Source organism: Blautia liquoris, assembly GCF_015159595.1.
Classification (GTDB): Bacteria; Bacillota; Clostridia; order Lachnospirales; family Lachnospiraceae; genus Novisyntrophococcus; species Novisyntrophococcus liquoris.
In genome coordinates, this window is sequence record NZ_CP063304.1 from 56129 (window position 1) to 79419 (window position 23291).

A 23291-nucleotide genomic window follows, 5' to 3' on the forward strand; every position below is an offset into this window, starting at 1 on the left:
GGAGAGTTGTAAAATGGGAATCAATGCACTAAAAATGTTGAAATATAAGAATGAATACGAACAATTTATGAATCGTCATCCAAAACTGTCTGTTTTTCTCGAAGCTGTGTCCCGGGAAGGGATTCAGACAGGAACTGTAATAGAGGCTAGGGTGACCATGCCAGATGGCAAAGATTATGTTTCAAATATAAAACTAACGGATCAGGATGTGAAACTGATTCAAGACTTGAAGAGCGATGGACTTGGAGGAAATTAGATGAAAGGAAAAACACTGGCCATAATATTGAGTATCTCACTTGCAGGGAGTATGGCAGGGTGTGGCATCTGTAATAAAAAGGGTAATATCTCTTCTGTTGTCGTGACGCTCCCTTCTTTTGAAGAGCCTGAAGCAGGATTCGATCCTGTCCATGGCTGGGGCATGGGAGATAATCTTCATGATCCTCTGATCCAAAGTACTCTTACCACGACTACAGAGGACCTGAAACTTAAGAACGATTTGGCAGTGGATTACACGGTCAGTGAAGATGGCCTCACATGGACAGTAACAATTCGAGATGATGTGAGATTTACAGATGGAAAAAAGCTCACCGCGAACGATGTGGCTTTTACCTACAATGAATGTAAAGACAGCGGTGCACCCAATGATTTGATGCTGCTTAAGAGAGCGGAAGCTATTGATGATGCTACGGTGAAATTCCACATGGAACGTCCCTTTAATATCTGGCCGTATACGATGGCACAGGTCGGAATTGTTCCAAAATACGCCTATGGACCTGATTATGGTAAGAATCCAATTGGATCCGGCCGATACAAATTAAAAAAATGGGATCGGGGAAAAGAGGCGATATTTGAGGCAAATCCGGACTATTATGGCGACGAGATCAAGATGAAGAATATTCATGTAAAGTTTCTGACAGAGAAGAAGTCATATCAGGCAGCTGAAAATAAGGATACTGATGTGGCATATATTTCGGCCGGCTATGCTGGCAGAAAGTTGAAAGGCTATCAGCTCAAAGAAGTTACCGCGGTTGATACGCTTGGAATGAATCTGCCTGTGGAGGAGCTTTCTTTGCGACGAGCTGTGAACGTAGGAATAGACAGAGACAAGATTGTGGATAAAGTACTAAAAGGTTATGGAACGCCTGCGTACACGATCTGTGATCAAACGCCATGGTATCAGGAGGAGGCAGAAACTGTCTGCGATCCGGAACAGGCCAAAGAAATCTTAGAAGAAGCCGGCTGGAATATAGGGGATGATCAGATCAGAGAAAGAGATGGAAAAAGGGCGGAGTTTAATCTCTGGTTCGATTCATCAGATGAAATCGAAGAGAAGCTGGCAAAGGAAATCTCAGATCAGCTGCTTACTCTGGGTATGCGGGTCAATCCTACAGCAGCAAAGTGGACGGATGTCTGTAAGAATGCACAGACTCAGCCGGCAGTCCGGGGAGTCGGAAGTTACACGCCTATGGAACTATATAAGATCTATCATAGTGATAAAGAAACAGGATCTTCCAGGTATTCGTCATATGCGAATCCATCTGTAGATAAATATATGGACGAGGCACTGGAAGCGCCATCATTCGAGACGTCATATGAATTATGGCGAAAAGCTCAGTGGGATGGAGACACTGGAATTAATGGAGATTTGCCGTGGATCTGGCTTTGCAATATGGAGCATTTATATTTTGTAAAAGATGATCTTCAAACAGGTGATAAGGATATACATCCACACGGACAAGGCTGGTCTTTATTAAATCATGTGGATCAGTGGCAGTGGATGCATTAATGACAAAAAGAGCAGATGGTATTTATGAAGATAGATATGGTCGAGTCTTTAAAAAGTGTGGAATGAGATATTACCAGGATTGCCAAGGCACTTTGTACAGAGCAATCAGAGCAATCCATGGTATTATATCAAGAATTCATGGGTCAAAAGGTCAGAAAACCTTCTGACCTTTTTGAATTACATGTATAAGGTTCAGATCATGATCCAACAGAACAAGGTTTCCGGCTTTTCCCTCTGTAATACTTCCGTAGTGGTTGAAAATCCCAATGGATTTTGCGGAATTGACAGCTGCGGCCTTTACTGCACTTTCGAGGGGGATTCCCATCTTTAATACTGCTGTTCTCAGGCAGCTCATCAGATTGGTCGCAGAACCGGCGATAGTGCCGTCTTTTAAGGCTGCCCGCGGTCCTGTTACCTTTACAGCCTGTCCGCCCAGAGAGTAATTTCCGTCCTTAAGCCCTGTGGCCATCATACTGTCGCTGATCAGGATGACACGGTCATCGCCGAAAAGCTGGAAGGTCGCCCGGATAACGGAAGGGTGGATATGGACTCCGTCACAGATCAGTTCGACCATTACATTTTTGTGGTCGAATGCCGCTCCGATTACGCCAGGGGCTCTGTGTGTGAAGGGAGGCATGGCATTATACAGATGGGTTACCTGTCTTGCACCTTTAGTAAAAGCCTTATCGGCTGTGTCATAATCGGCTGTCGTATGTGCGATTGAAACAACGACTTCATCTTTTACTGTCTCTATAAACTCCATAGAGCCCTCTTCTTCCGGTGCAATGTCAACCAGCTTAATCAATCCTCCAGATGCCTCTTGAAGGTTACGGTACATAGAAAGATCCGGATGATGGATAAAGCGGGGATTTTGGGCCCCCTTTTTTTTGGCAGATATAAAAGGCCCCTCCATGTTGATTCCGACCAGTTCGGCACCTTTGATGTTATGGTGAGCCTTTGCAGTCTCCATAATTTTCATCAGGCGTTCTTCTTCAAAAGTCATCGTAGCGGGGGCAATGGTGGTGATTCCGTTTTTTTGCTGGTAATCAGCGAGGGCAGAGATGGCTTCCTCTGTGCCATCGCAGAAATCATATCCGATACAACCATGAAAATGTATGTCCGTAAGACCGGGAATAGCATAAAGACCAGTTCCATCAATACATATACCGTCCACTGTAGATTCTGAAAATACGCCGTTTTGAATAAAGAGATCCTTCTCTATAAAAGTGTATTCGTCTGAAAATACCTTTGCGTTTTTAATAATCATATTTGAACATCCCTCCATTTTCTATTGTTGTTCTTCTTACTCTATTGTATACGATCTCGAAAAAAAAAGATAGATAAAATTATGTTCTGTTTTTGGGTTCATATCCGTAGACTGTAGAAGGAGGTTGCATATGAAAGTACTTTTATATTTGTCGGATTTTATGATTCCGTTTCTCATATTTTACATAATCGGTTATGGAATGCTTCAAAAACAAAATATATATGAAGACTTTGTGGCAGGGGCGAAAGATGGTTTGAAAACTGTAACTAATATACTGCCCACATTGATCGGACTGATGGTGGCTGTAGGGGTCTTGAGGGCTTCAGGCTTTCTGGATTTAATATCCGGACTGCTCGGCAGGATACTGAATCCAATCGGTTTTCCGTCTCAGCTTGTTCCCCTTTCTGTAGTTAAGATGTTTTCATCATCGGCTGCAACAGGCCTTCTATTGGATGTATATAAGACATATGGAACAGATTCCTTTATCGGTCTGGTTGCCTCTCTTTCCATGTCATGTACAGAGACGATATTTTACACAATGTCAGTGTATTTTGTGGCAGCAAAGGTCACGAAAACGAGATATACGCTCGCGGGTGCGATGTTTGCAACGTTTGCAGGACTTGCGGCAAGCGTAGTACTTGCAAGATTGATGGTCTGAAGAGAAAGGTATTGACATATTTTATGGAAACATGTATTATGAAAATATCTTATTATATGACTGAGGTAGTGTCAAATGATTTATGAAAAAACGGAGTCAAAAAATAGGCTCTGATGAACCTTGAAAACTGTAGATATTGATGAGTTTAGACCTTGGGGCGTTGCCCCAAACCCTACAAGGGACCAGTCCCTTGACCCATTTTCGGGCTTTGCCCGAACCCATCCTCGCCGGATGGCAGGAAAAGGGCGCAGTTGCGCCTTTTCTGCTGAAACAGGATAATCCGCGAACCTTATGTCAAGGAACTTTCGCGGCATATCCTCGTGCGTTGCACTGCGGTATTCCACGGTTTCCTTGACAATGGTTCCGCTCCTTTTAGGCAGTTCCCTGATTTTGCATATTTAAAATCGCCTGTTGACCTAGGAAAATAAGAAGTTGCCATTTCCCTGGCATATTGCCAGCACCACGAAGCAGATCTACATCATTAAGAACCGTGTAACCAGCATGTTTGTGGGGACGGAGAAAGTTATAATAAGCAACCCATAGTGCTAAATCATAGTTGGCACCGTCGATCGTATCAAAACCGTTTGTAGGTCGGTAAGAAGCCTTATAGGTGCGGTTTAGTCTTTCAATCATCTGTTTGTATGGTCGGAATTCTTTTGACACTTCATCGTCGTTGGTAAGTCCAATAACCTGAGTGATGTCGAATTTAAATTTATCGCCAAACTCGCGAAAAAACTGTTGAGCAGCTAATGGATAGGCACTGTAACCGTCTGCAATAAAGCGAAAATTTTTAGGAAGTTCTTTTAAGTGTCGAAAAGCCATTCGCATAGCAAGGATGCAGGGACCAACACCACGATTGTCAGAGACCTGATAGCCAATGATGGAGCGACTGGCAGCATCCATAATGAACCAAATATATGCTTTTATACCACGGATTTTGATGTAAGTTTCGTCAGCAGTAAATACCTTTTTGGTGCCATACTCATAGTTATCAACGAAAGGCTTGATACACATAGCAGCGGATTTACAGTAGTTGGCAATACTTTGGTGGGAGATGTCTATGTTGTATAGATCCTTGAGTGCCTGTTTTGTTTTTCTAAGAGACAGTCCAAGATTTATGTGCAGAGTCAGGCATAAGGACATGGTATTGGAATCAAACTTGGTGAATTTCAGGGAAGATGCATTCTTTGGCAGGGAGTTTAAGTCCAGCTTAAAGAAATCTATCGTGAATTCGCGGTAAATATAGTGGAGTTTGTATTTATTTTTGCCATAGTCTTCATCCAAATGTTTTTTGTCCACCTTCTTCAGGTTGTGCAGGTAGTAAGGGCATTTTGGATGAACGCATTTATGGATAATAAAGTGCTTACGGTCTTTCTTATGTACCAGGCTGTGATTACAGTGAGGACATCTCAAAACAGTAGTTTTAGAGAAACGATTGTCCTTTGTTGGAGAGAAGTGTGTCTGGCAGACTTTGCATAAGACTTGGGATTTCTTTTTCCCATCATTCCACATGAGATAGTCAACCGGTGCATCACAGGCGGGGCAGGTACAGTGTTTTGGAATATCGCATTCTACACGGCGGAAGACAGGCTTTATGGTCTTGCCATAACGCCACTGATAGTAAGAGATAAGGTCTTTCCAATTCCAGTCCTGTTTAGAGGAAATAACTTTTGGGAGTTCATCGATTTTGAACTTTTGATACTTTGGAGAATGGGAATCATCAAAAGCCCACTGTTTCAGCGGGATGTATCTGCAGATAAAGTTGATAAGCCAGCAAATTTGTTTCTGTTGGTATTGAATAAAGTGAAGTAAATAAAGTATAATGTCCATGAGCAATGAAATCCTTTCTGGTATTTTGGATTTTTAGTCGAGGACATTATACCAAAAAAGGGAGGACATTGCTCTTTTTATTGCAAACTCCCATAAAATCAAGGTTTATAACAATAAAACAGGGTAGTAATTTGACACTACCATGACTGAACAGGAGGAAAAGTTATGAAGAAATACGAGTGTGGGCCATGTGGCTATATCTATGATCCGGCAGAAGGCGATCCGGACGGAGGAATTGAACCGGGAACAGCATTTGAAGATCTTCCAGATGACTGGGTGTGCCCTCTATGTGGTGCAGGTAAAGAAGATTTTACCCCTGTAGAAGACTAATAAAGTATATGAATGCCGCATTGCATAAGACGGATTTTATGCAATGCGGTATTTTTGGATATACTATGATTATGAGGTCAAAGACATTTTTGACCTTATGAAATTGGGAGGACGAAAACATATGAAAACAATGAAATTAAGGGATGGCTTTTACTGGGCCGGAATTGTGGACAAGAATTTGAAAGTCTTTGATATCATTATGACAACAGAATTTGGTACAACCTATAATTCCTACATTATGAAAACAAAGGGAAAGACAATCCTCTTTGATACGGCGAAAGAAGCTTTTTTTGATGAATATCTTAATAAATTAAAAAAGGAAGTTGATGTCACAGCTATTGATTATCTCATTGTGAGTCATACAGAACCAGATCATGCAGGATCAGTTGGGAAACTTTTGGATTTAAATCCACAGATCAAGGTCATAGCAACAGGATGTGCAATTGATTTCCTGAAAGAGATCACAAATCGCGAATTCTTCAGTATCGCAGTAAAAGACAATCAAGAGATGAAGATTGGCGATAAGACTTTGAAGTTCCTGATTGTCCCGAATCTCCACTGGCCGGATACGATGTATGTGTATATTGAAGAAGAACAGATTCTGATAACCTGTGATTCCTTTGGCGCTCACTATGCCTTTGACGATGTTCTTGTGAGCAAGGTGACAGACCAGGAAGGTTATATGAGATCACTGAGGTATTATTTTGACTGTATTATGGGACCGTTTAAACCATATGTCCTGGATGCGCTTGATCGCATCAGGGATCTTGATTTGTCTATGATATGTACCGGGCACGGACCGGTTCTGGATACAAAAATTGACTATATCCTGAATCTATACAAAGAATGGAGTAATGTTGTCAGTCCAAATACCAAAAAGACTGTCATCATGCCTTATGTGAGTGCATATGGTTTTACTCGCCTTATGGCAGAAAAGATTGCGCAAGGAATTAAAGACAGCGGTGATATTGATGTCCGTACCTATGATATGGTGAATGCTGCAAGAGACAAGGTTTTAGAGGAACTTTTATATGCCGATGGAATTTTGTTTGGAACGCCGACAATTGTGGCAGATGCACTTTCTCCGATCTGGGATCTTACGAGTGCAATGTCATCCGTGACACATGGGGGAAAGCTTGCCGGCGTTTTCGGGAGCTATGGATGGAGCGGCGAAGGAGTCCAAAACATCACAGAACGATTAAGACAGTTGAAGATGAAGGTTCTGGATCCGATCCGTGTTCGCTTTAATCCTAGCGAGGTGGAACAAATCGACGCCTATGAGTATGGATATAATTTTGGGTGTGTGCTTCAGGAAAAGGAGAATCCAAAGACAAAACAAGGTAGTGGAAAACTAGTGAAATGTCTAATATGTGGTGAAATCTTTGATTCATCCCTGGAAGTCTGTCCTGTCTGCGGAGCAGGCAAAGAAAATTTTGTACCAGTGGAAATAGGTACTACAACATATCGTAAAGACACGGATAATTATTATGTCATTCTGGGAAATGGTGCGGCAGGTTTAAGTGCTGCAAAGGAAATTCGTAAGCGCGATCAGACAGGGTCTGTTGTGATAGTATCAGAAGAAGCTTTCTGTACCTATAACCGGCCAATGCTGACGAAAGCACTTATGGCAGATATCAACGCAAACCAGATTGCAGTGGAAGATGAACGGTGGTATGAAGATCATAGGATATTCCAGGTTTTAGGGAAGAAGATAGAGTCCATCGATGTTGATAAGAAAGAGGTTGTCCTTTCCGATCAAAGCCGTCTGAAGTACACACGGCTGATCTATGCCCTGGGTTCAGAATGTTTTATGCCGCCATTTGCAGGAAGTGATAAACCTGAAGTTCTCACAATACGAAGAGTGACAGATACGCAGATGGTGACTTCATTGATGAAACATACAAAGGAGGTTGTCGTAATTGGCGGCGGAGTACTGGGACTGGAGGCTGCATGGGAAATTAAAAAAACCGGATGCCAGGTGACTGTTCTGGAACTTGCTCCACATCTGATGGGGCGTCAGCTTGACGATGAAGCAGGCGAGATGTTAAAGATAATCAGTGAAGGTCAGGGGATTCGGATCCATACGGGAGTATCGATCGCTGCAATTGAAGGTGATCAACATGTGACAGGTGTGAGACTTGATGATGGTTCGGTATATCCGGCACAGCTTGTGATTGTATCTTGCGGCGTCAGACCCAATATTGCCCTTGCAAAAGAAGCAAAAATAGAGACAGACCGTTCCGTAATTGTGAATGAGAAGATGCAAACGAATATCCCGGATATTTATGCAGCCGGAGACTGTGCACAATATCAGGGTCAAAACTATGCAATATGGCCGCAGGCTCTTGAAGAAGGCAAGGTTGCCGGTGCCTGTGCCGCAGGAGATCCGGATATTAGCTATGAACCGGAACTTCCTGCTCTTTCCTTCAATGGAATGAACACTTCGCTTTTTGCAATTGGAGATAATGGAAAGAATCCGAATCTGATCTACAAGACTTTGGAATTAAAGGACAGTGGAAAAAAACAATATCAAAAGTATTACTTCTTAAACAACCGCTTGTGTGGAGCGATTTTGATAGGAGACACGTCCAAAATTGCAGAAGTTACAGTTGCAGTGAATAAGAGAATGATCTTTCGTGAATTCGTAAATACGCAGCATTAACAATCAGGCCCTCACCATTTTGATTATCAAAATATGGTGAGGACTTTTGCTTATGAGAGCATTTCCTTTTTCAGAATGGAAAATGGCATAGGACCCAGTTCAAGGATTTTTTGATGGAATTGTTTGAGATCAAAATCTTTTCCCTGCTGTTTTTTGCAGCCGTCTCGGATATCGAGAAAATTCAGGTATCCATAATAGTACTTCAGATAGTTCGCAGGTGTTTCCAGAATATACTGAAATACCTCTCCTATGGTTCCTTTATCCGAGATCCCAAAGTTTGCAAGGTACTTTTCAACCTGCTGCTCGTTCCAGCCATGATAGTGAATGCCCACATCAAGGATCGAATATAGAGCAAGATTCATCGAACGGTTTAGCCAGAGGATGCGGTTTTTATCTGGATTGCCATTGGCATAAGAGTAAGCATAGGATTCGATATATGTCGCCCAACCTTCTATGTAACCGCTTGGAGCATAGAGATGACGGATCAAAGGCGGATTGGTTTCTGAAAAGTATACTGTCTGATACAGATGCCCGGGGAATCCCTCATGGGCCAGTGTGGTAAAAAGTTCGGTTCCGCGCATATTTGCCTGTGGGTTTATGTAGATGGCATTAGGTGTGTTAATATCCACAGGGGGAGTCAGGTAAAATGCAGGACTTGAAAACTCCTGAAGATCTTTATGGACGTATTTGACCTCATAAGGAGTTTTTGAAAGACGAGGAAAGTCTTTTTTCATGCAGTCCTGGAGTTCTTCCAATATTTCAGCGGGTTTTGCAGCCTCAGAAGCAGATACATCCGGTTCGATCAAAAGGGAGGGATTCTTCTTCAGCATCTGGCTCATTTCCTTTGAATCTGCGACAAGTTGTGCAAGCAGCCGGCGCTCAAGTACTTCAATGCTGTCCTCAGTTCCCACCTGCGTGCGAAGAAGGTAAAGGTAGTAGGACTTCCCGCCTGGATAGTAGGAGAGTCCATTATTATTGACACCGCTTCCTTTTAATTGTGTGATTCCATCAATCAGCTGCTGATATGCGGGGATAACTTTTCCGACAATCAGCTTATTGTGCAAAGCCTGACAGGATGATCGCTCTTCTTTGCTCATCTGTTTCATATTTTGGATTTTTTCATTGAAAACTGGAATTAGGTAGTTTTCATCCGGTCGATCAATAAAGGCAAGACACTGAGCAATAACTCTCTCAGCTGCTTTGTCATTCATAAAAAGACCGCGTTTCGATTTTTCCTCTTCCAGTTTAAGAATTTTTTGAAAATAATCTGGCAGCGTTTTCAAAAGGTGAAGATAATCGAGGACGTCCTGTTTGCTGCGAAACGTGTATTCTGCAAGAAGTACGGGCAGCTGAGCCTGAACACCCAGGGAGGGACTCAAAGGGTCCTGAAGATACCATGCATCAGGACAATCCAGCCCTGCTTTACAGTTTTGTTTCAAAATTAAAAGCGTCAGGCGATTTTGTTTTGAAAGACGCTTTGGATTGAAAGAAGAGAGTACAGCGTTCTGATTTTCCATAGCAGCCTGATAAGATGAGGGATCTCCATGTGGAACTGAACCAAATGTGATGGGATAATCAGAGATATCACATGAATCCGGATCTGCAAGCGTGTAGTGAAGATTAATGGTAGATGAGCTGACCTCTGAACGAAATAAATTATCCGTGAAAGAATCGAATTTTTTATTTTCTGAATAAAAACCGGGGACAACCATGAGAGCCAGCAGCAACAGCAAAAGAACCGGAGTAAGAAAGAGCAGGACATGACGTTTTTTTCCGTGGAAAGGGTTTTTCATAAAACACACATTTCCTTTCGAATGACTCTTTAAAATAGTTTATGTGTGAAGATCATTGGAAAGTACAAAAAGATGTGATATGATACAAGGTAGAAAGGCTATGAGTAAAGGAGGTATTTGGTTGAAGCGTTATGTTTTGATAATCGCACTGCTCACTGCATTAACCTTTGCCGGGTGTAAAGAAAAAAAAGAAGAAATACCTATCGCGGCGAACTCATCGTCCAGCCTGGATGATGAAGATCCTAGCGATGACCTCGATGAAGAACTTCCCGGAGAAGACATACCGGAGTATGATGTAAAACTTCCCGGGAAGCTGTCAACATTTACCTTTGCAATATGGGGTGAAACATATAAACTTCCCGAGACTTTTGAGGAATTTACAAAACGTGGATGGGAGTACAAAGGAGATGAAACAGCTAAGCTGGGAGCTGAATCTTATGTGGAAGATGAAGTGTTTGAACAGGAGGGAAATCTTATTACTGCTGATTTGATGAATTTGGAGACAGAACAAAAAAACATTTCGCAATGTTATATTGCGGGGATTCATGTGGATGCATCAAATTCAAAAAGTCAGGGCATATTTATTAACCTCCCAGGCGGAATTGTATTTCAAAAGTCAGTTGAAGAGGATGTAACGGCAGCCTACGGATCACCGGTTGACCGATATGAAGAAAGCGGTTCTATCCTTCTGACTTATGAGTACGCAATGAACAGCAGGGTAAAGATGAGATTCGATCAGGAGACGAAAGCCCTGATAGCTTTGGACATACAGAATTTTCGTAATCCGGAAGGAGAAGAGGACCTGAAGAATGTCAGTGACACGGTAACGCCGGAGGTTCAGGCATATCAGACTCCGGAAGCTTTGGGAACCCGCCTCGATGAATTTGTTGTAAATTACGATGAGGCTTTTTATCGCCTTCCCGCCCCTGTATCCAGTTTTCTGGATAACGGATGGAGATTGGATGAGGAAGGCTCAGACGAGGCGATAAAATCGGCGAAATACGGATATGTCACTCTCTTGAAGAATGATCAGAAGGTCTATGCTGTTGTATATAATTATGGAAGTGATGCCACAGTAATTAAGAACTGTTTTGTCACAACACTGTATGGTGATTTGGATACTACAAAGATACGCATAGAGGCTGCGGACGGAATTACACTTGGGACAGACGAGGAGGAACTTCTTCAAAAAACTGCGGACGAACCGTATGAAAAGAGAGAAGATAAGGATAACGGATATGATATCTACACATTCTATGTAGATGACAGAAAGTCCGATTATACGCAGATTACTGTAGATCAAAAGCTTCATCTTGTGAGGCAGATCAAAGTGGTTCATAATAAGGATGTTCCTGAAGAAACAGACAATACGGATAATCCGGGTACTGCAAGTTAGATCGAAAGGAGAGATGACATGAATAAAATATATGACTTAATTATTATAGGATCCGGCCCTGCAGGTTTAAGTGCTGCAATCTATGCTCAGAGGGCGAAATTATCTACAATTATAATTGAAGCGAATTATATTAGTGGCGGGCAGATCGTCGACACTTATGAGGTAGATAATTATCCGGGACTGCCGGGAATCAGTGGAATGGATTTAAGTACGACATTGCGTGAACATGCGGAGAAGATGGGAAGCGAGTTTGTTACAGACGAAGTCAGAAGCTTGCTTCTTGAGGGAAAAGTCAAGACGGTTGTGACAAAGAATACGAAGTATCAGGCAAAAACTGTTCTTCTTGCCACAGGAGCAAAACACCGGAAGCTTGGTGTTTTGGGAGAAGAGAAATTTACAGGAAGCGGGGTATCATACTGTGCCACCTGTGACGGTGCCTTTTTTAAGGATAAGACAGTAGCAGTTGTGGGCGGCGGAGATGTAGCAGTGGAAGATGCCATATTTCTTGCCAGAATCTGCGAGAAGGTCTACCTTATCCACAGGAGAGATGAACTGCGTGCGGCTAAAATTCTTCAGGACAATCTGTTTGCCCAGAAAAATATCGAAATCATATGGGACAGTGTTGTAAATCGAATTGACGGTGATTTCCAGGTGAAGAGCATATTGGTAGAAAATGTGAAGACAAAGGAGATACATGATCTTAAAGTAAGCGGCTGTTTTATCGCTGTGGGAATTGTACCAAACAGCGATCTGGTGAAAGATCAGTTAAAGTTAGATCAGGGGGGGTATATCGAAGCAGAAGAAGACGGCGTTACCAGTATTCCGGGTGTGTTCGCAGCAGGTGATGTGAGAACAAAACTGCTCAGGCAGATTATCACTGCAGCATCAGATGGGGCGAACTGTATAACGTCACTTCAAAATTATCTGTTGCGTGAATAATTAAGATGTCAGAATTGTATTTAATTGTGTGGATTAGACATTGTGCACAATGTTTGGCGGAAATTGTCGAAAGGCATTTTTCCGCCAGAATTATACCACAAAGTTATCCACATAATCAAAAGCCGCAAGTTAGCTGAAAATAGAGTTATACACTGAGTTATCCACATTCTCCACCGCAAAAGAGGATAAAGATGAGATTTACATAAGAATTTCTGAGAACGAGTGTTTTGTAGAGAATTTATAAATCGTCATGAAATCAAAAAAAAATGAGTAAATCCCTTGACTTTCGAGAAATCAAAAAACGAAATATATTTCCAAAAAATGGCGGAAATATCCTAAAATCAATAAACAATTCAGACTATTCAGCGAATTTTTAAAAGAAGCGCTACCTTGAAAGGTAACGCTTCTATCTATCGTTCTTTTGCCTGTTTCATTTTTTTGATAACTTTCAGTCTTGTGAATTCTTCTCGCTCTTTTTCTTCCAGAGCATCCGAGATATCCTTTGTCAGAGTCACGTAATGAGGAATGGTTATATTTTTAAGAGCATTCGCACGTTTTTGTGTCTTTTTAATAGCAACAGCCAGACGATATGCCGAGTTTTCAATCATGGACAAGCGGATCGTCAGGTTTTTTACTTTTTCAAATGCAATTCTTGCCTCATCTAAGGATTCCCAGGTGTTATAATATGCATATGTCGGGTTTTGACCATCAGGATCAGACTGAACCAGTGGAATTTCAACACCCATGATGCTTCGCGTCTTAATTCGTATCGAGTCTTCGACAGGAACTGTATTGGAGATGGACTGTACATTATTGATTCCATTTTCTATATTTGCATTCTGGAGGGAGGCGTAAGCCTCACGGAAGGTTACATCAATCTGAGACTGAATTTCCCTGGCCTGATCAATCAGGTTCATCATTTCTCTAATCAGAATATTACGTTTTCTGTCCATCAGATCATAGCCCATACGTGACAGAGATAAAGAGTTCTTAGCCAGTATCAGATTTCCCTTAGTGGGAAATGTATTCGGATCCATAGAATCCCTCCTTTCCGATTATATATGATCTTCGTCAGTTTTGGACTGCTTGTCTGAACCAGTTTCGGCGGGGGTATAATACTTATCCAGAATCTTTGTATCAATACGATCGAGTTCCTCCCTGGGAAGCATACCCAGAAGTTTCCAGCCAATATCCAGCGTTTCCTCAATAGATCTGTTTTCTTCCTTGCCCTGTCCGATAAATTCGTGTTCAAAGGTGTTTCCGAAGTTCAAGTACTGTTTATCTGTTGGTGATAGTTCATCTTCACCAATTACAGAAGCGAGTGCTCTTGCATCGCCTACCTTTGCATAACAGGAGAACAATTGATTGGATACATCCTGATGATCTTCTCTGGTGTAACCCTCTCCGATACCGTCTTTCATAAGTCGTGAAAGAGAAGGCAGCACACTGATAGGCGGATAAACAGACTGCCCATGCAGCTGGCGGTCCAGAACAATTTGGCCTTCGGTGATATAACCGGTAAGGTCAGGGATCGGGTGGGTAATATCATCATTTGGCATGGTCAGGATCGGAATCTGCGTGACAGATCCCTCCTTGCCTCTTACGATACCTGCACGCTCATAAAGACTTGCCAGATCAGAGTATAGATAACCGGGATAGCCTTTACGTGAAGGAATTTCACCTTTTGAAGAAGAAACTTCACGCATAGCCTCGCAGTAGGAGGTAATGTCAGTAAGGATAACAAGAATATGCATACCTTTTTCGAATGCCAGATATTCTGCCGCAGTAAGTGCAAGCTTTGGCGTTACAAGACGCTCCACCACAGGATCATTTGCCAGATTCAAAAACATAACAACGTGATCCGATGCACCGCTCTCCTCAAAAGTACGGCGGAAGAATTCTGCCACATCATATTTAACACCCATTGCTGCGAATACGATTCCAAAGTTCTCATTGTTGTCATCACCTAAAGATGCCTGCTGTACAATCTGAGCGGCAAGATCATCGTGAGGAAGTCCGTTTCCTGAGAAGATTGGAAGTTTCTGCCCGCGAATTAGCGTTGTAAGACCATCAATAGCGGAAATTCCTGTACGGATATAATTCCTGGGGTATTGGCGGGCAACAGGATTTAACGGAAAACCATTGATATCCGCTTTATAATCGGACTCAATCGGTCCGAGAGCGTCAATCGGGTTTCCAATACCGTCAAAGGTTCTTCCGAGGATATCCTCAGAAAGAGCAATTTCCATTGGATGGCCGGTGAGACGAGTGTGGGTATTCTTAAGAGACATATTTTGTGTTCCCTCGAATACCTGTATGATTGCCTTATCTTCGTAGATAGCCTCAATACGGCCCAGTTTTTTTGTTTCATGACCAACATTGAATTCTACAATTTCTTGGTAGAATGCGCCTTTAACACCTTCTAAGACCACGAGGGGCCCATTAATTTCACTTAAACCTAAATATTCAATTGCCATAGGAATTCATCCCCTCCTTAACCGTTTTTCTTCAATACGTTGTCATAGAATTCGTCAATTGCGTTTCTATAATCATCAAACATCTCCAACTTGTCATTTGGCACATCAAATTTGATTGAGATTACTTTATCGAAGATATCATCCTCTTTTAACACGGACATTGGCATGCCCATTGTAACCAAGGTCTTCGACTTCTTATAAAGATATAAAATTGTTTCCATCATCTTATACTGCTTGATCAGCGGCACACTGGTGTCATCTTTATGGAAAGCATTCTGCTGTAAAAATCCAAGCCGTATCACTCTGGCAATCTCAAGCGTCAGTTTCTGATCATCGGGAAGCACATCACCTCCGATTAGTTTTACAATTTCCATCAGAGAGCTTTCATTATTCAGAATTGCCATAAGTTGATTACGCATGTCCACAAAGTTTTTGTTTACATGATCTTTGTACCATGGTGCCAGATCATTAATGTATTCTGAGTAACTGGTCAGCCAGTGAATAGCCGGGAAGTGTCTCGCATAAGCCAGAGATTTATCGAGTCCCCAGAAACAACGGACAAATCGCTTAGTATTCATAGTGACCGGCTCTGAGAAATCGCCTCCCTGGGGCGAGACTGCCCCGATAATGGAGACACTGCCTTCCTGACCGTTCAGACATCTCATCATACCCGCTCTTTCATAAAAAGCAGAAAGTCTTGAAGCCAGATAGGCAGGGAAACCCTCCTCAGCAGGCATTTCTTCCAGACGTCCTGATAATTCACGGAGTGCCTCAGCCCACCTGGATGTAGAATCGGCCATGATAGCAACATCATAACCCATATCCCTGTAATATTCCGCCAGAGTAAGTCCGGTATAAATAGAAGCTTCACGGGCCGCAACTGGCATATTTGAAGTGTTTGCAATCAGGGCTGTGCGGTCCATCAGAGGATTGCCGGTTTTGGGATCGACAAGTTCAGAGAATTCTTCCAGAACCTGTGTCATCTCATTCCCACGTTCGCCGCAGCCGATGTAGATGATGATATCTGCGTTTGACCATTTGGCAACCTGATGTTGTGTCATTGTCTTTCCGGTACCGAATCCGCCGGGAATGGCTGCTGTTCCCCCCTTGGCTATCGGAAACATGGTATCCAGAATACGTTGTCCGGTGATCAGTGGTTCCGATGCGGGATAACGTTCCAACGTTGGTCTGGCAACACGAATTGGCCACTTCTGACATAAAGTCAAGTCTCTCTTGGTGCCATTCTCCATCTTGATTTTTACAATAGGATCTTGGATCGTGTATTTTCCGTCTTCGGCCACCCAGGTGACAATGCCATGTGTATTGGGAGGAACCATGGATTTGTGCTCAATCATCTTTGTCTCCTGGGTTGTTGCTATGACAGTACCGCCAAAGACTTCATCACCCTCATGCACCTTCATATTTACATCCCACAGTTTGCTCGTATCCAGAGAGTCTACATTGACACCACGAGTGATATATCTTCCGGATTTTTTTGCAATCTCGCTCAAAGGTCTTTCAATACCGTCAAAGATGTTATTTAGAATTCCGGGTCCTAAGAGTACAGATATTGCGTCGTTTGTTGCTGTTACTGTGGCTCCCGGCTTCAATCCGGAAGTTTCTTCGTATACCTGGATTGTTGTGGTGTCTCGGGTAAGACCAATGACCTCACCTACCAGGTTTTGTTCACCTACATATACCATCTCAGACATCTTAAATCCGGTATTTCCTTTCAGATAGATAACCGGACCATTGATGCCGTAGACGATTCCTGTTTTATTCATGTGCAGCACCTCCATGGAAGATAAATGAATCTTTTTCATCACTTAAAAGAGTGATAAATGAATCATCAATTAATATATGTTTCTCTTTAATGACTGCACGAATTCCACCTTTAAAATCCTCTTCTGATATTGTCAGCTTTGTGCCTGTTTTCTGCTCAAGCTGATCCCTTAACTGGGCATCAGACGAGTTAATATAGATGACCAGTGGATCGGAACCAGCAAATGTGCAGGCTTCTCTTATTTTTCGTTCCAGATACACAGGATATTCCTGCGAATCCATAAAATTTTGAAGCTTGTCGCTGACTTCACGAAATAATTTATTTTTCAGTTCTGTTTCTTTTTTTGACAAGGTTCGTTTAATGCCAAGCTGCTCTGCAGAGAGACGTTTGTTTAACTCTCTTTTCGACTTTTCCTTCTCTGCCTTTAATTCGGCGGCTGCCTGACGCTGCATGGTTTCTTTGTGTTCGTCAAAAATTTTGTCGAGGGCAGCCTTGTGTTCCTCAATCATGGCTCGGGCCTGGGACTGAGCCGAATCTATAGAACTGTCATAAAAACTTTGTAATTTTTCTTCGACTGTCAAATCTCTCACCTGCCTTATAATTTAAGTCCAATTGCTTCGTTTACATAGGAAGTGATAAAATCAGCCTTTCGGCCTGTACCATGGCGGTCCGGTATCTCTATGATAAGAGGAAGCTTATTGTTCAGCCTGACATCGTCGATAATGTCAGGGAATTCTCTGCCAAATTTTTCAGTCAGCAGAATAATGCCAATTTCTTTATCTTTTAAAGTATTCTCGAGAGCGTTTCGAAGCTCCTCACGCTGATGAACCACGATTCCCTCTACCCCGGCAAGGCGCATACCGGTTTGTGTATCGACGTTGTCACTGATTAAAAACATTTTCATATATAGTGCACCTTACTTTCTTTAGGTTTTCCTATTGGTTTCCTTTGTATGCTCACGCAATTGTATTACAGTTTTCCGAGGATCATAAAGGAAATGATTAAGCCGTACAGTGCAATACCTTCTGCCATGGCCACGAAGATCATGGATTTACCAAACAAAGAGCCATCCTCGCTGATTGCACCCAGAGCGGCACTTGCGGAACTTGCAACAGCGATACCAGAACCAATACCGGATAATCCGGTAACAAGTGCGGCACCGAGATAACCCAGGCCAGTTGCAAGACCTGCACCGTCAGCGGCAGCATGTACACTTACAGTTCCTGCCATATTTACGATAGTTCCGACAATTAGTACGCCAAAGAATGCAAATACGTTCGTTGCCAGTGTCTTTTTATATCTTGCTTTTGTTTTGTCTCCCATAAAAAATACAGCTGTAGGGATGATAATAGTTAAAATAAGTGCAATTGCTGTAATAATTTGAATTATAGATGTCATGATAGATACCTCCATTGTAAATAAATTCTTTTTATCTTGTTTATGCGGCATGACAGCTCGCATATAAAAACCGGATAAGCCCTTAGTTTTTCTTTAAGAATGGCTTAAACTCTCGGCCATTACCTGTGTAAAAGCGGCTGAACATCTCATAGTACTCCAGACGAAGTACTTGGATACCAACGATCAGACCCTCCATGGCACATACAAAAACATTGCCAAAGACAATGACAATCCAGTTAGGAGATCCGCCGGATTCAGCACCTGCCAACATTAACACGACTTCCATCATAGCGGCGTGACTCACTGCAAACGCCCCCATACGGACAAAGGAGAGGGTGTTTGACAGATAACTTAAAAGAACTTCAAACAGTTCGAAGAAGCTTTGCATAAAGTACATACCCTTTCCACCTTCGATTGCTGGATTTCGACCTTTTACCAGTCTTGTCAATGGTTCCTTTAACATAATCAGAATCAGTGGAATAACGAACATGACCACTAATATCGCTGTTGCGGGAAGAGTGTGACCTGACATATACAAAAAGACTACTGTTGTCAGTGCTCCGTAGAACACCAGCCCGCTAATTGAGTTCTGATCAAAATAAGTGCCTTCCACATCATGTGTTCTGACTGCATTGATAATATGCAGAATCATCGTAAAGAGAATCAAAAACATGCCAAATGCGATGGCAACCACAAACACAGTATTCATAGTTCCTATGAACGGAAGGGTAGTCATAGCTGTCTTGGGTTTCAGCCAAAGTGCCGGAATAACATTTTCAAAGCCGAAGAAACTGCCGTAAAAAACCCCAAATATTGTTGAGAATATTCCGGCAAGGCTCATAATTGCGGCTAAAGTTATATTCTTAAATTTATAAAGTAACGCTCCTCCAACCACAAGACAGAGGCCCTGACCGACATCTCCAAACATACATCCGAATATAAAGGAATATGTGAGAGCTACAAAAATTGTAGGATCCATTTCATTATAACCCGGCAGACCATACATCTTTACAAACATCTCAAAGGGTTTGAAGATCTTCGGGTTTTTTAGTTTTGTCGGTGGCTGTACGAGGAGAGTACTGTTGTCATCTTCCAAAAAACAAAAAAGATTTGGATCATCTGCAATTTCTTTTTGAAAAGCAGATGATTCTTTCTCCGTCATCCAGCCACAGAGAATGTAGAAAGTTTCATGTTTTGAGTTCGTGCATGCGGCAAGTTTTCTGACATCAAAATTTTCTGACTGTGCAGAAAGCCTGTTATAGGCAGCAAGAATATCTTCTGAGCGATCACTTATCTGGTCTTGTATCTTTTTATCACATGCAGCAATTTTCTGATTCGTACCTTTCAGCTCGTCGGCCAGCTTAGTATGAGCCTCCATAGGAGTGCCTTCATAAGCGTCCGGGAGAAAAAGCCGTTCGAAATGCATAGAAGCGAAAGCCGCATCCACACGGCTTACATGCTCTCTGACACAAAAGTATATGCCCCATACATATTGATCATCAGAATGACAGCGGTAAAAAACAGATTCCATGTCGTTGTAAATATAGCTTTTTAATTTGTTGTAATATTCTTTTGGAATTTTACCAAAGCGAAATTTCAAATGTTTAAATTGCAGGATCGTTGAAATATCATATTCAAGACCCATAAATGGTTCAATCTTTTCGTAAAGTTCCTGGTATCTGCTCCTTTGAGCCTCATATTCTGCTCTCTCCTGATTGATCGCATTCAGATTTTTGTCCAGATCGCGTACAAGATTCACAGAATCCTCAATTGACAGCTTTTTGTCGGTGGCATTTGTGTCTTCTGGCAGAAGCTTTTTAAAGTTTTCTGTCAGCTTTAAGTCTTCTTTATATGGGTTAATCTGGATATAAGGCGTCAAATCTTGTACAGATTTTAACTCAGCCAATGCATTTTCCAGATGAATCTCATATTTTGACAGATACTCGTTGACCACACGGTCAATATCGGATTTTGGACCGGTAATACTCAGGAATTTCATCTTTTCTATCAAAGTAAAACACCTCCGGTTTGATTAAATATTAGTGTCATGTGCCAAAGCCTCCTTTCATGCCTATGTCTTTTTAATATAATTCATTGCTTTATCGGAGGCTATCCGGTAGCGCACACACTCAAGTGCAATAATAAGTCGGTCAACTTCATGTTCTTTGTGATGCAGATAAGAATATAAAGTGATAACGGAATAAGGGTTGTTACGTGAGGCACTTGAGAGAATATGACGCATAATATCCGCGTACATACTTTCCAGATTGTCCAGTGAAAATCCCTTATATTGCCGGGCATAAAAACATTGGTTAATTAATGATTCCAGAGTTGATAAGTTTTCAGCTTCAACCATTGCAGTGATCTGTTGATTGCTGATGCGGTATTTCACTGGAATCAAAAGAGCATAAATATCAGCAGATGACATATGATAATATTTTTTTGAGCGGTAAATCCACTGCAAGTTCAGCATTTCAAATTTGCTGCCATAAGCTGTTGTCAAGTCCTTAAGATCCTGCCCGGTATAAAGCTTATCCTTCATCTTCCAGATATCCCTGAAATAATAAAGATCCAAAGCCATCTCATAATCGAATAGTGTTGGATGTTCCGTCTCAAGCAGTTTCGAGAATGTTCCATAATAATCGGTCCCCTTCATGGCATCTACAAATTCAGGAAGAGTGGAGCTTGATGACATCGCAGAGACATTCAAATGGGAATGCTTCTGAAAAAACTCTTCAAAAGCAGACAAATCAATCGTTAAATTCCTCTGGTCAAAAAGGCTGTTCAGACATTCCTTAATTATAATTACCTCGTATCGCTTAAAATAAAGATCCAGAAATTTTCTCTGAGAGATATTGGAAAACTGATATATCTTCGCAAAATCCCGGTATATACTTTGGCGAAGCATACGCTCTATAGAGGCACGGTGAAGTTCGTTCTCATCCACGGTATTAAAGACCGACTCATAGGACTGAAATTTCTTTAGATAATTTACTGCCTCCAATACGGATCCTAATTCCGTGATATTTCGAAAATCGGCATCACTTAGGAAATGACTTTCCATTGCACGAATCTTGGTGGTAAGACCGCTGTAGGATAACAAACCGTTCATCTTATCACTTCCTTATTAGTTTTTCATAAATCTGTGTCGATAGATCTTCATGATTTTTTTCATATAGCTGATCTATAGTTTTAAGCTTCATCTTAGAGCTTTCTGTTAATGAAGCCAGTTCTGCATCTACTTTCTTTGAGAGTTCGTCCTGAAGAGAAGCCAATTCTTTGGCTGTTGAAGCATCCAGTTCTTTATCATATTCAGCAATACGTTTCTGATGTTTTTCATCAAGCTGTTTTTTTTGATTTGCAGCGGCATCTAGAATACGAGAAGCAGTCGCTTCAATTTCAGTGAGCTTTTCAATTATTTCATTCATTGCGCACCTCCTTTTCATGTCGAAATCATGCCCGGCTACATGTTACTATCATACACCTTTTTAAAAAAAATACTAGCAAAAAATGCAGAAAAATATGAATAAATCGTCTTTCCTTTTTTCACACTTTCTGATAGAATATTTTATGTATGTCTCTTCCCTCCAGGGAAGAATTTTACAATAAAAGTCAGCGAAGAAGGCGGTTTATCAGCATGCGTTTGAGAAATATCACAGGAGCACAGGAAATCATACAAAAGTGCGGATATGTTATAAATAATCCGGAAGCAGCAAAAGGACATTGGTCACAGATCTTTGGTAATGAAAATCCGGTTCATATAGAAGTGGGAATGGGAAAAGGTCGGTTTTTGATAGATATGGCACAGACTCATGCCAGGATCAATTATATTGGAATTGAAATGTATGACAGCGTACTTTTGAGAGCAGTACAAAGGGTAACATCGTTAGAAAACCCGCCTGGTAACTTTCGATTTATAAGGATGGATGCAAAAGCATTGACGAATGTGTTTGAAAAGGGAGAGATTGAAAAGATCTATCTGAACTTTTCGGATCCATGGCCAAAAGACAGACATGCGAAACGACGACTTACATCCAGACAATTCTTAGAATGTTATCGGCAGACTCTGCTTCCGAAGCAGACTGTTGAGTTCAAGACAGACAATAAAGATCTCTTTTTGTTTTCCCTTCAGGAAATAAAAGAATGTCACTGGATCCTGGATGCCTGTACCAGTGATCTGCACGAGGATGAAACGATGAACAGGGGAAATATTATGACAGAATACGAAGAAAAGTTTTCTTTGGAGGGAAATCCGATCTTCAAGTTAATCGCACATTATGAATAACGTCAGAACTACTGTATCATAGTATAATATATAGAAATAAAAACAGCAGGCCGGTGAAAGCCTGCTTTGGTCAAAGTTGGAAATGTCGGAGGTATATATTATGAAGAGGTCTAAAATAATAAATAAGCTGGAAGAGTTCAGTTACCAGATAAATGCAAAGAAGGGAAATACTCCTGTCATATTAAAATCAATTAATGAATTGGATAAATCGCTGGAAAAAATCGCAAATGACAGAAAAGATAAAAAAAAGTAAAAAAAGGGTTGATTTTTTCCTGATAGTCTACTATAATAATATTTACGTTCTAAAAATAACAAATGAATGCGCTTTTAGCTCAGTTGGTAGAGCAGTAGACTCTTAATCTATTTGTCCAGGGTTCGAGTCCCTGAAGGCGCACGGAAAGCACTGTTTTCGATGACGATAAAGAGCACCGGGGGCGGTGCTTTAATTTTTCTTGTGCGCCCGGCGGGCGCACGTTCTAACGGGTGAAAGTCCCGAATCCGCCTAGCAGTGGGAAGGATATAGCTGAACACCAAGGTTCTCGCCGTGAGGTTTGAGAGGGCTGAAGGAAGGTGTAGGCAAACCTCTGCCCCAACGAACAGAAACCATTTCAGGCTGAACACGGAGGATAAGACCGCAAGACAGGTCAAAGTCCAATAACTGCACGGAATCCGACACAGTAAAGATGG

21 protein-coding genes and 1 tRNA gene are annotated in these 23291 nt (G+C 41.7%); 10 read left to right on the plus strand and 12 right to left on the minus strand.

What is annotated here, in order from left to right:
- Window positions 1-13: 13 nt before the first annotated feature.
- Together INP51_RS00305 and INP51_RS00310 are read left to right on the plus strand one after the other, a co-directional pair.
- Entirely contained in the window at window positions 14-256 is a 243-nt protein-coding gene (locus tag INP51_RS00305; RefSeq protein ID WP_193735782.1) for a hypothetical protein, read from the plus strand.
- Window positions 257-1786, plus strand: a complete 1530-nt coding sequence (locus INP51_RS00310; RefSeq protein ID WP_193735783.1) for an ABC transporter substrate-binding protein — start codon at window positions 257-259, stop codon at window positions 1784-1786.
- Between the two features lie 151 nt (window positions 1787-1937).
- On the opposite strand, the gene nagA is transcribed toward INP51_RS00310, so the two are convergent.
- Complete coding sequence (gene nagA, locus INP51_RS00315; RefSeq protein ID WP_193735784.1) at window positions 1938-3053, minus strand: N-acetylglucosamine-6-phosphate deacetylase; 1116 nt, start codon at window positions 3051-3053, stop codon at window positions 1938-1940.
- A gap of 130 nt (window positions 3054-3183) precedes the next feature.
- Here nagA and INP51_RS00320 point away from each other — a divergent pair, with 130 nt between their 5' ends.
- Complete coding sequence (locus INP51_RS00320) at window positions 3184-3711, plus strand: spore maturation protein (protein ID WP_193735785.1); 528 nt, start codon at window positions 3184-3186, stop codon at window positions 3709-3711.
- Between the two features lie 372 nt (window positions 3712-4083).
- Here the strand turns inward: INP51_RS00320 and INP51_RS16465 are convergent, their stop codons facing one another.
- Window positions 4084-5541 (minus strand): DDE-type integrase/transposase/recombinase, encoded by a 1458-nt coding sequence (locus tag INP51_RS16465; RefSeq protein WP_193735786.1) that lies wholly within the window; start codon window positions 5539-5541, stop codon window positions 4084-4086.
- A gap of 165 nt (window positions 5542-5706) precedes the next feature.
- On the opposite strand from INP51_RS16465, the gene rd reads away from it, so the two are divergent.
- Window positions 5707-5871 carry a rubredoxin gene (gene rd, locus INP51_RS00330; protein WP_193735787.1) on the plus strand — a complete coding sequence of 55 codons (165 nt, stop codon included), beginning with the start codon at window positions 5707-5709 and terminating at the stop codon, window positions 5869-5871.
- 121 nt (window positions 5872-5992) lie between these two features.
- Entirely contained in the window at window positions 5993-8533 is a 2541-nt protein-coding gene (locus tag INP51_RS00335; protein ID WP_193735788.1) for an FAD-dependent oxidoreductase, read from the plus strand.
- A 50-nt stretch (window positions 8534-8583) separates the two neighbouring features.
- Here INP51_RS00335 and INP51_RS00340 read toward each other — a convergent pair whose 3' ends face one another.
- Window positions 8584-10326 carry a DUF885 domain-containing protein gene (locus tag INP51_RS00340; RefSeq protein ID WP_193735789.1) on the minus strand — a complete coding sequence of 581 codons (1743 nt, stop codon included), beginning with the start codon at window positions 10324-10326 and terminating at the stop codon, window positions 8584-8586.
- 121 nt (window positions 10327-10447) lie between these two features.
- On the opposite strand from INP51_RS00340, the gene INP51_RS00345 reads away from it, so the two are divergent.
- Entirely contained in the window at window positions 10448-11722 is a 1275-nt protein-coding gene (locus tag INP51_RS00345) for a hypothetical protein (protein ID WP_193735790.1), read from the plus strand.
- An 18-nt stretch (window positions 11723-11740) separates the two neighbouring features.
- Window positions 11741-12661 (plus strand): thioredoxin-disulfide reductase, encoded by a 921-nt coding sequence (gene trxB, locus INP51_RS00350; RefSeq protein WP_193735791.1) that lies wholly within the window; start codon window positions 11741-11743, stop codon window positions 12659-12661.
- Between the two features lie 410 nt (window positions 12662-13071).
- On the opposite strand, the gene INP51_RS00355 is transcribed toward trxB, so the two are convergent.
- The 9 genes from INP51_RS00355 to INP51_RS00395 all read right to left on the minus strand — a co-directional run bounded on the left by INP51_RS00355 (window position 13072) and on the right by INP51_RS00395 (window position 21747).
- Window positions 13072-13698, minus strand: a complete 627-nt coding sequence (locus INP51_RS00355; RefSeq protein WP_193735792.1) for a V-type ATP synthase subunit D — start codon at window positions 13696-13698, stop codon at window positions 13072-13074.
- 18 nt (window positions 13699-13716) lie between these two features.
- Window positions 13717-15138: a V-type ATP synthase subunit B gene (locus INP51_RS00360; protein ID WP_193735793.1), complete on the minus strand. Its 1422-nt coding sequence runs from the start codon at window positions 15136-15138 to the stop codon at window positions 13717-13719.
- A gap of 17 nt (window positions 15139-15155) precedes the next feature.
- Complete coding sequence (locus INP51_RS00365) at window positions 15156-16922, minus strand: V-type ATP synthase subunit A (RefSeq protein ID WP_193735794.1); 1767 nt, start codon at window positions 16920-16922, stop codon at window positions 15156-15158.
- The gene (locus INP51_RS00370; RefSeq protein WP_193735795.1) at window positions 16915-17502 is read right to left on the minus strand and encodes a V-type ATP synthase subunit E; all 588 of its coding nucleotides are present in this window, start codon (window positions 17500-17502) and stop codon (window positions 16915-16917) included. The genes INP51_RS00365 and INP51_RS00370 overlap by 8 nt, the downstream gene beginning before the upstream one ends.
- Before the next feature lie 14 nt (window positions 17503-17516).
- Window positions 17517-17825, minus strand: coding sequence for a V-type ATP synthase subunit F (locus INP51_RS00375; protein WP_193735796.1), 309 nt, complete (start codon window positions 17823-17825; stop codon window positions 17517-17519).
- A gap of 65 nt (window positions 17826-17890) precedes the next feature.
- A complete protein-coding gene (locus tag INP51_RS00380; protein WP_193735797.1) occupies window positions 17891-18319 on the minus strand; it encodes an ATP synthase subunit C in 429 nt (142 codons plus the stop codon).
- Between the two features lie 82 nt (window positions 18320-18401).
- Window positions 18402-20330 carry a V-type ATP synthase subunit I gene (locus tag INP51_RS00385; RefSeq protein ID WP_193735798.1) on the minus strand — a complete coding sequence of 643 codons (1929 nt, stop codon included), beginning with the start codon at window positions 20328-20330 and terminating at the stop codon, window positions 18402-18404.
- Between the two features lie 60 nt (window positions 20331-20390).
- Window positions 20391-21431: a V0D/AC39 family V-type ATPase subunit gene (locus INP51_RS00390; protein ID WP_193735799.1), complete on the minus strand. Its 1041-nt coding sequence runs from the start codon at window positions 21429-21431 to the stop codon at window positions 20391-20393.
- Between the two features lie 4 nt (window positions 21432-21435).
- Window positions 21436-21747 (minus strand): hypothetical protein, encoded by a 312-nt coding sequence (locus INP51_RS00395; RefSeq protein WP_193735800.1) that lies wholly within the window; start codon window positions 21745-21747, stop codon window positions 21436-21438.
- 209 nt (window positions 21748-21956) lie between these two features.
- On the opposite strand from INP51_RS00395, the gene trmB reads away from it, so the two are divergent.
- The 3 genes from trmB to INP51_RS00410 all read left to right on the plus strand — a co-directional run bounded on the left by trmB (window position 21957) and on the right by INP51_RS00410 (window position 22998).
- Window positions 21957-22604, plus strand: coding sequence for a tRNA (guanosine(46)-N7)-methyltransferase TrmB (gene trmB, locus INP51_RS00400; protein ID WP_193735801.1), 648 nt, complete (start codon window positions 21957-21959; stop codon window positions 22602-22604).
- Between the two features lie 100 nt (window positions 22605-22704).
- Window positions 22705-22857 (plus strand): hypothetical protein, encoded by a 153-nt coding sequence (locus INP51_RS00405; protein ID WP_193735802.1) that lies wholly within the window; start codon window positions 22705-22707, stop codon window positions 22855-22857.
- A 68-nt stretch (window positions 22858-22925) separates the two neighbouring features.
- Window positions 22926-22998 (plus strand) — tRNA-Lys (locus INP51_RS00410).
- The last annotated feature ends 293 nt before the right edge of the window (window positions 22999-23291 follow it).

Coding starts and splice junctions, on each gene's coding strand:
- INP51_RS00305 (WP_193735782.1), top strand. CDS start 14: ATGGGAATCAATGCACTAAAAATGTTGAAATATAAGAATGAATACGAA.
- INP51_RS00310 (WP_193735783.1), top strand. CDS start 257: ATGAAAGGAAAAACACTGGCCATAATATTGAGTATCTCACTTGCAGGG.
- nagA (WP_193735784.1), bottom strand. CDS start 3,053: ATGATTATTAAAAACGCAAAGGTATTTTCAGACGAATACACTTTTATA.
- INP51_RS00320 (WP_193735785.1), top strand. CDS start 3,184: ATGAAAGTACTTTTATATTTGTCGGATTTTATGATTCCGTTTCTCATA.
- INP51_RS16465 (WP_193735786.1), bottom strand. CDS start 5,541: ATGGACATTATACTTTATTTACTTCACTTTATTCAATACCAACAGAAA.
- rd (WP_193735787.1), top strand. CDS start 5,707: ATGAAGAAATACGAGTGTGGGCCATGTGGCTATATCTATGATCCGGCA.
- INP51_RS00335 (WP_193735788.1), top strand. CDS start 5,993: ATGAAAACAATGAAATTAAGGGATGGCTTTTACTGGGCCGGAATTGTG.
- INP51_RS00340 (WP_193735789.1), bottom strand. CDS start 10,326: ATGAAAAACCCTTTCCACGGAAAAAAACGTCATGTCCTGCTCTTTCTT.
- trxB (WP_193735791.1), top strand. CDS start 11,741: ATGAATAAAATATATGACTTAATTATTATAGGATCCGGCCCTGCAGGT.
- INP51_RS00355 (WP_193735792.1), bottom strand. CDS start 13,698: ATGGATCCGAATACATTTCCCACTAAGGGAAATCTGATACTGGCTAAG.
- INP51_RS00360 (WP_193735793.1), bottom strand. CDS start 15,138: ATGGCAATTGAATATTTAGGTTTAAGTGAAATTAATGGGCCCCTCGTG.
- INP51_RS00365 (WP_193735794.1), bottom strand. CDS start 16,922: ATGAATAAAACAGGAATCGTCTACGGCATCAATGGTCCGGTTATCTAT.
- INP51_RS00375 (WP_193735796.1), bottom strand. CDS start 17,825: ATGAAAATGTTTTTAATCAGTGACAACGTCGATACACAAACCGGTATG.
- INP51_RS00380 (WP_193735797.1), bottom strand. CDS start 18,319: ATGACATCTATAATTCAAATTATTACAGCAATTGCACTTATTTTAACT.
- INP51_RS00390 (WP_193735799.1), bottom strand. CDS start 21,431: ATGAACGGTTTGTTATCCTACAGCGGTCTTACCACCAAGATTCGTGCA.
- INP51_RS00395 (WP_193735800.1), bottom strand. CDS start 21,747: ATGAATGAAATAATTGAAAAGCTCACTGAAATTGAAGCGACTGCTTCT.
- trmB (WP_193735801.1), top strand. CDS start 21,957: ATGCGTTTGAGAAATATCACAGGAGCACAGGAAATCATACAAAAGTGC.
- INP51_RS00405 (WP_193735802.1), top strand. CDS start 22,705: ATGAAGAGGTCTAAAATAATAAATAAGCTGGAAGAGTTCAGTTACCAG.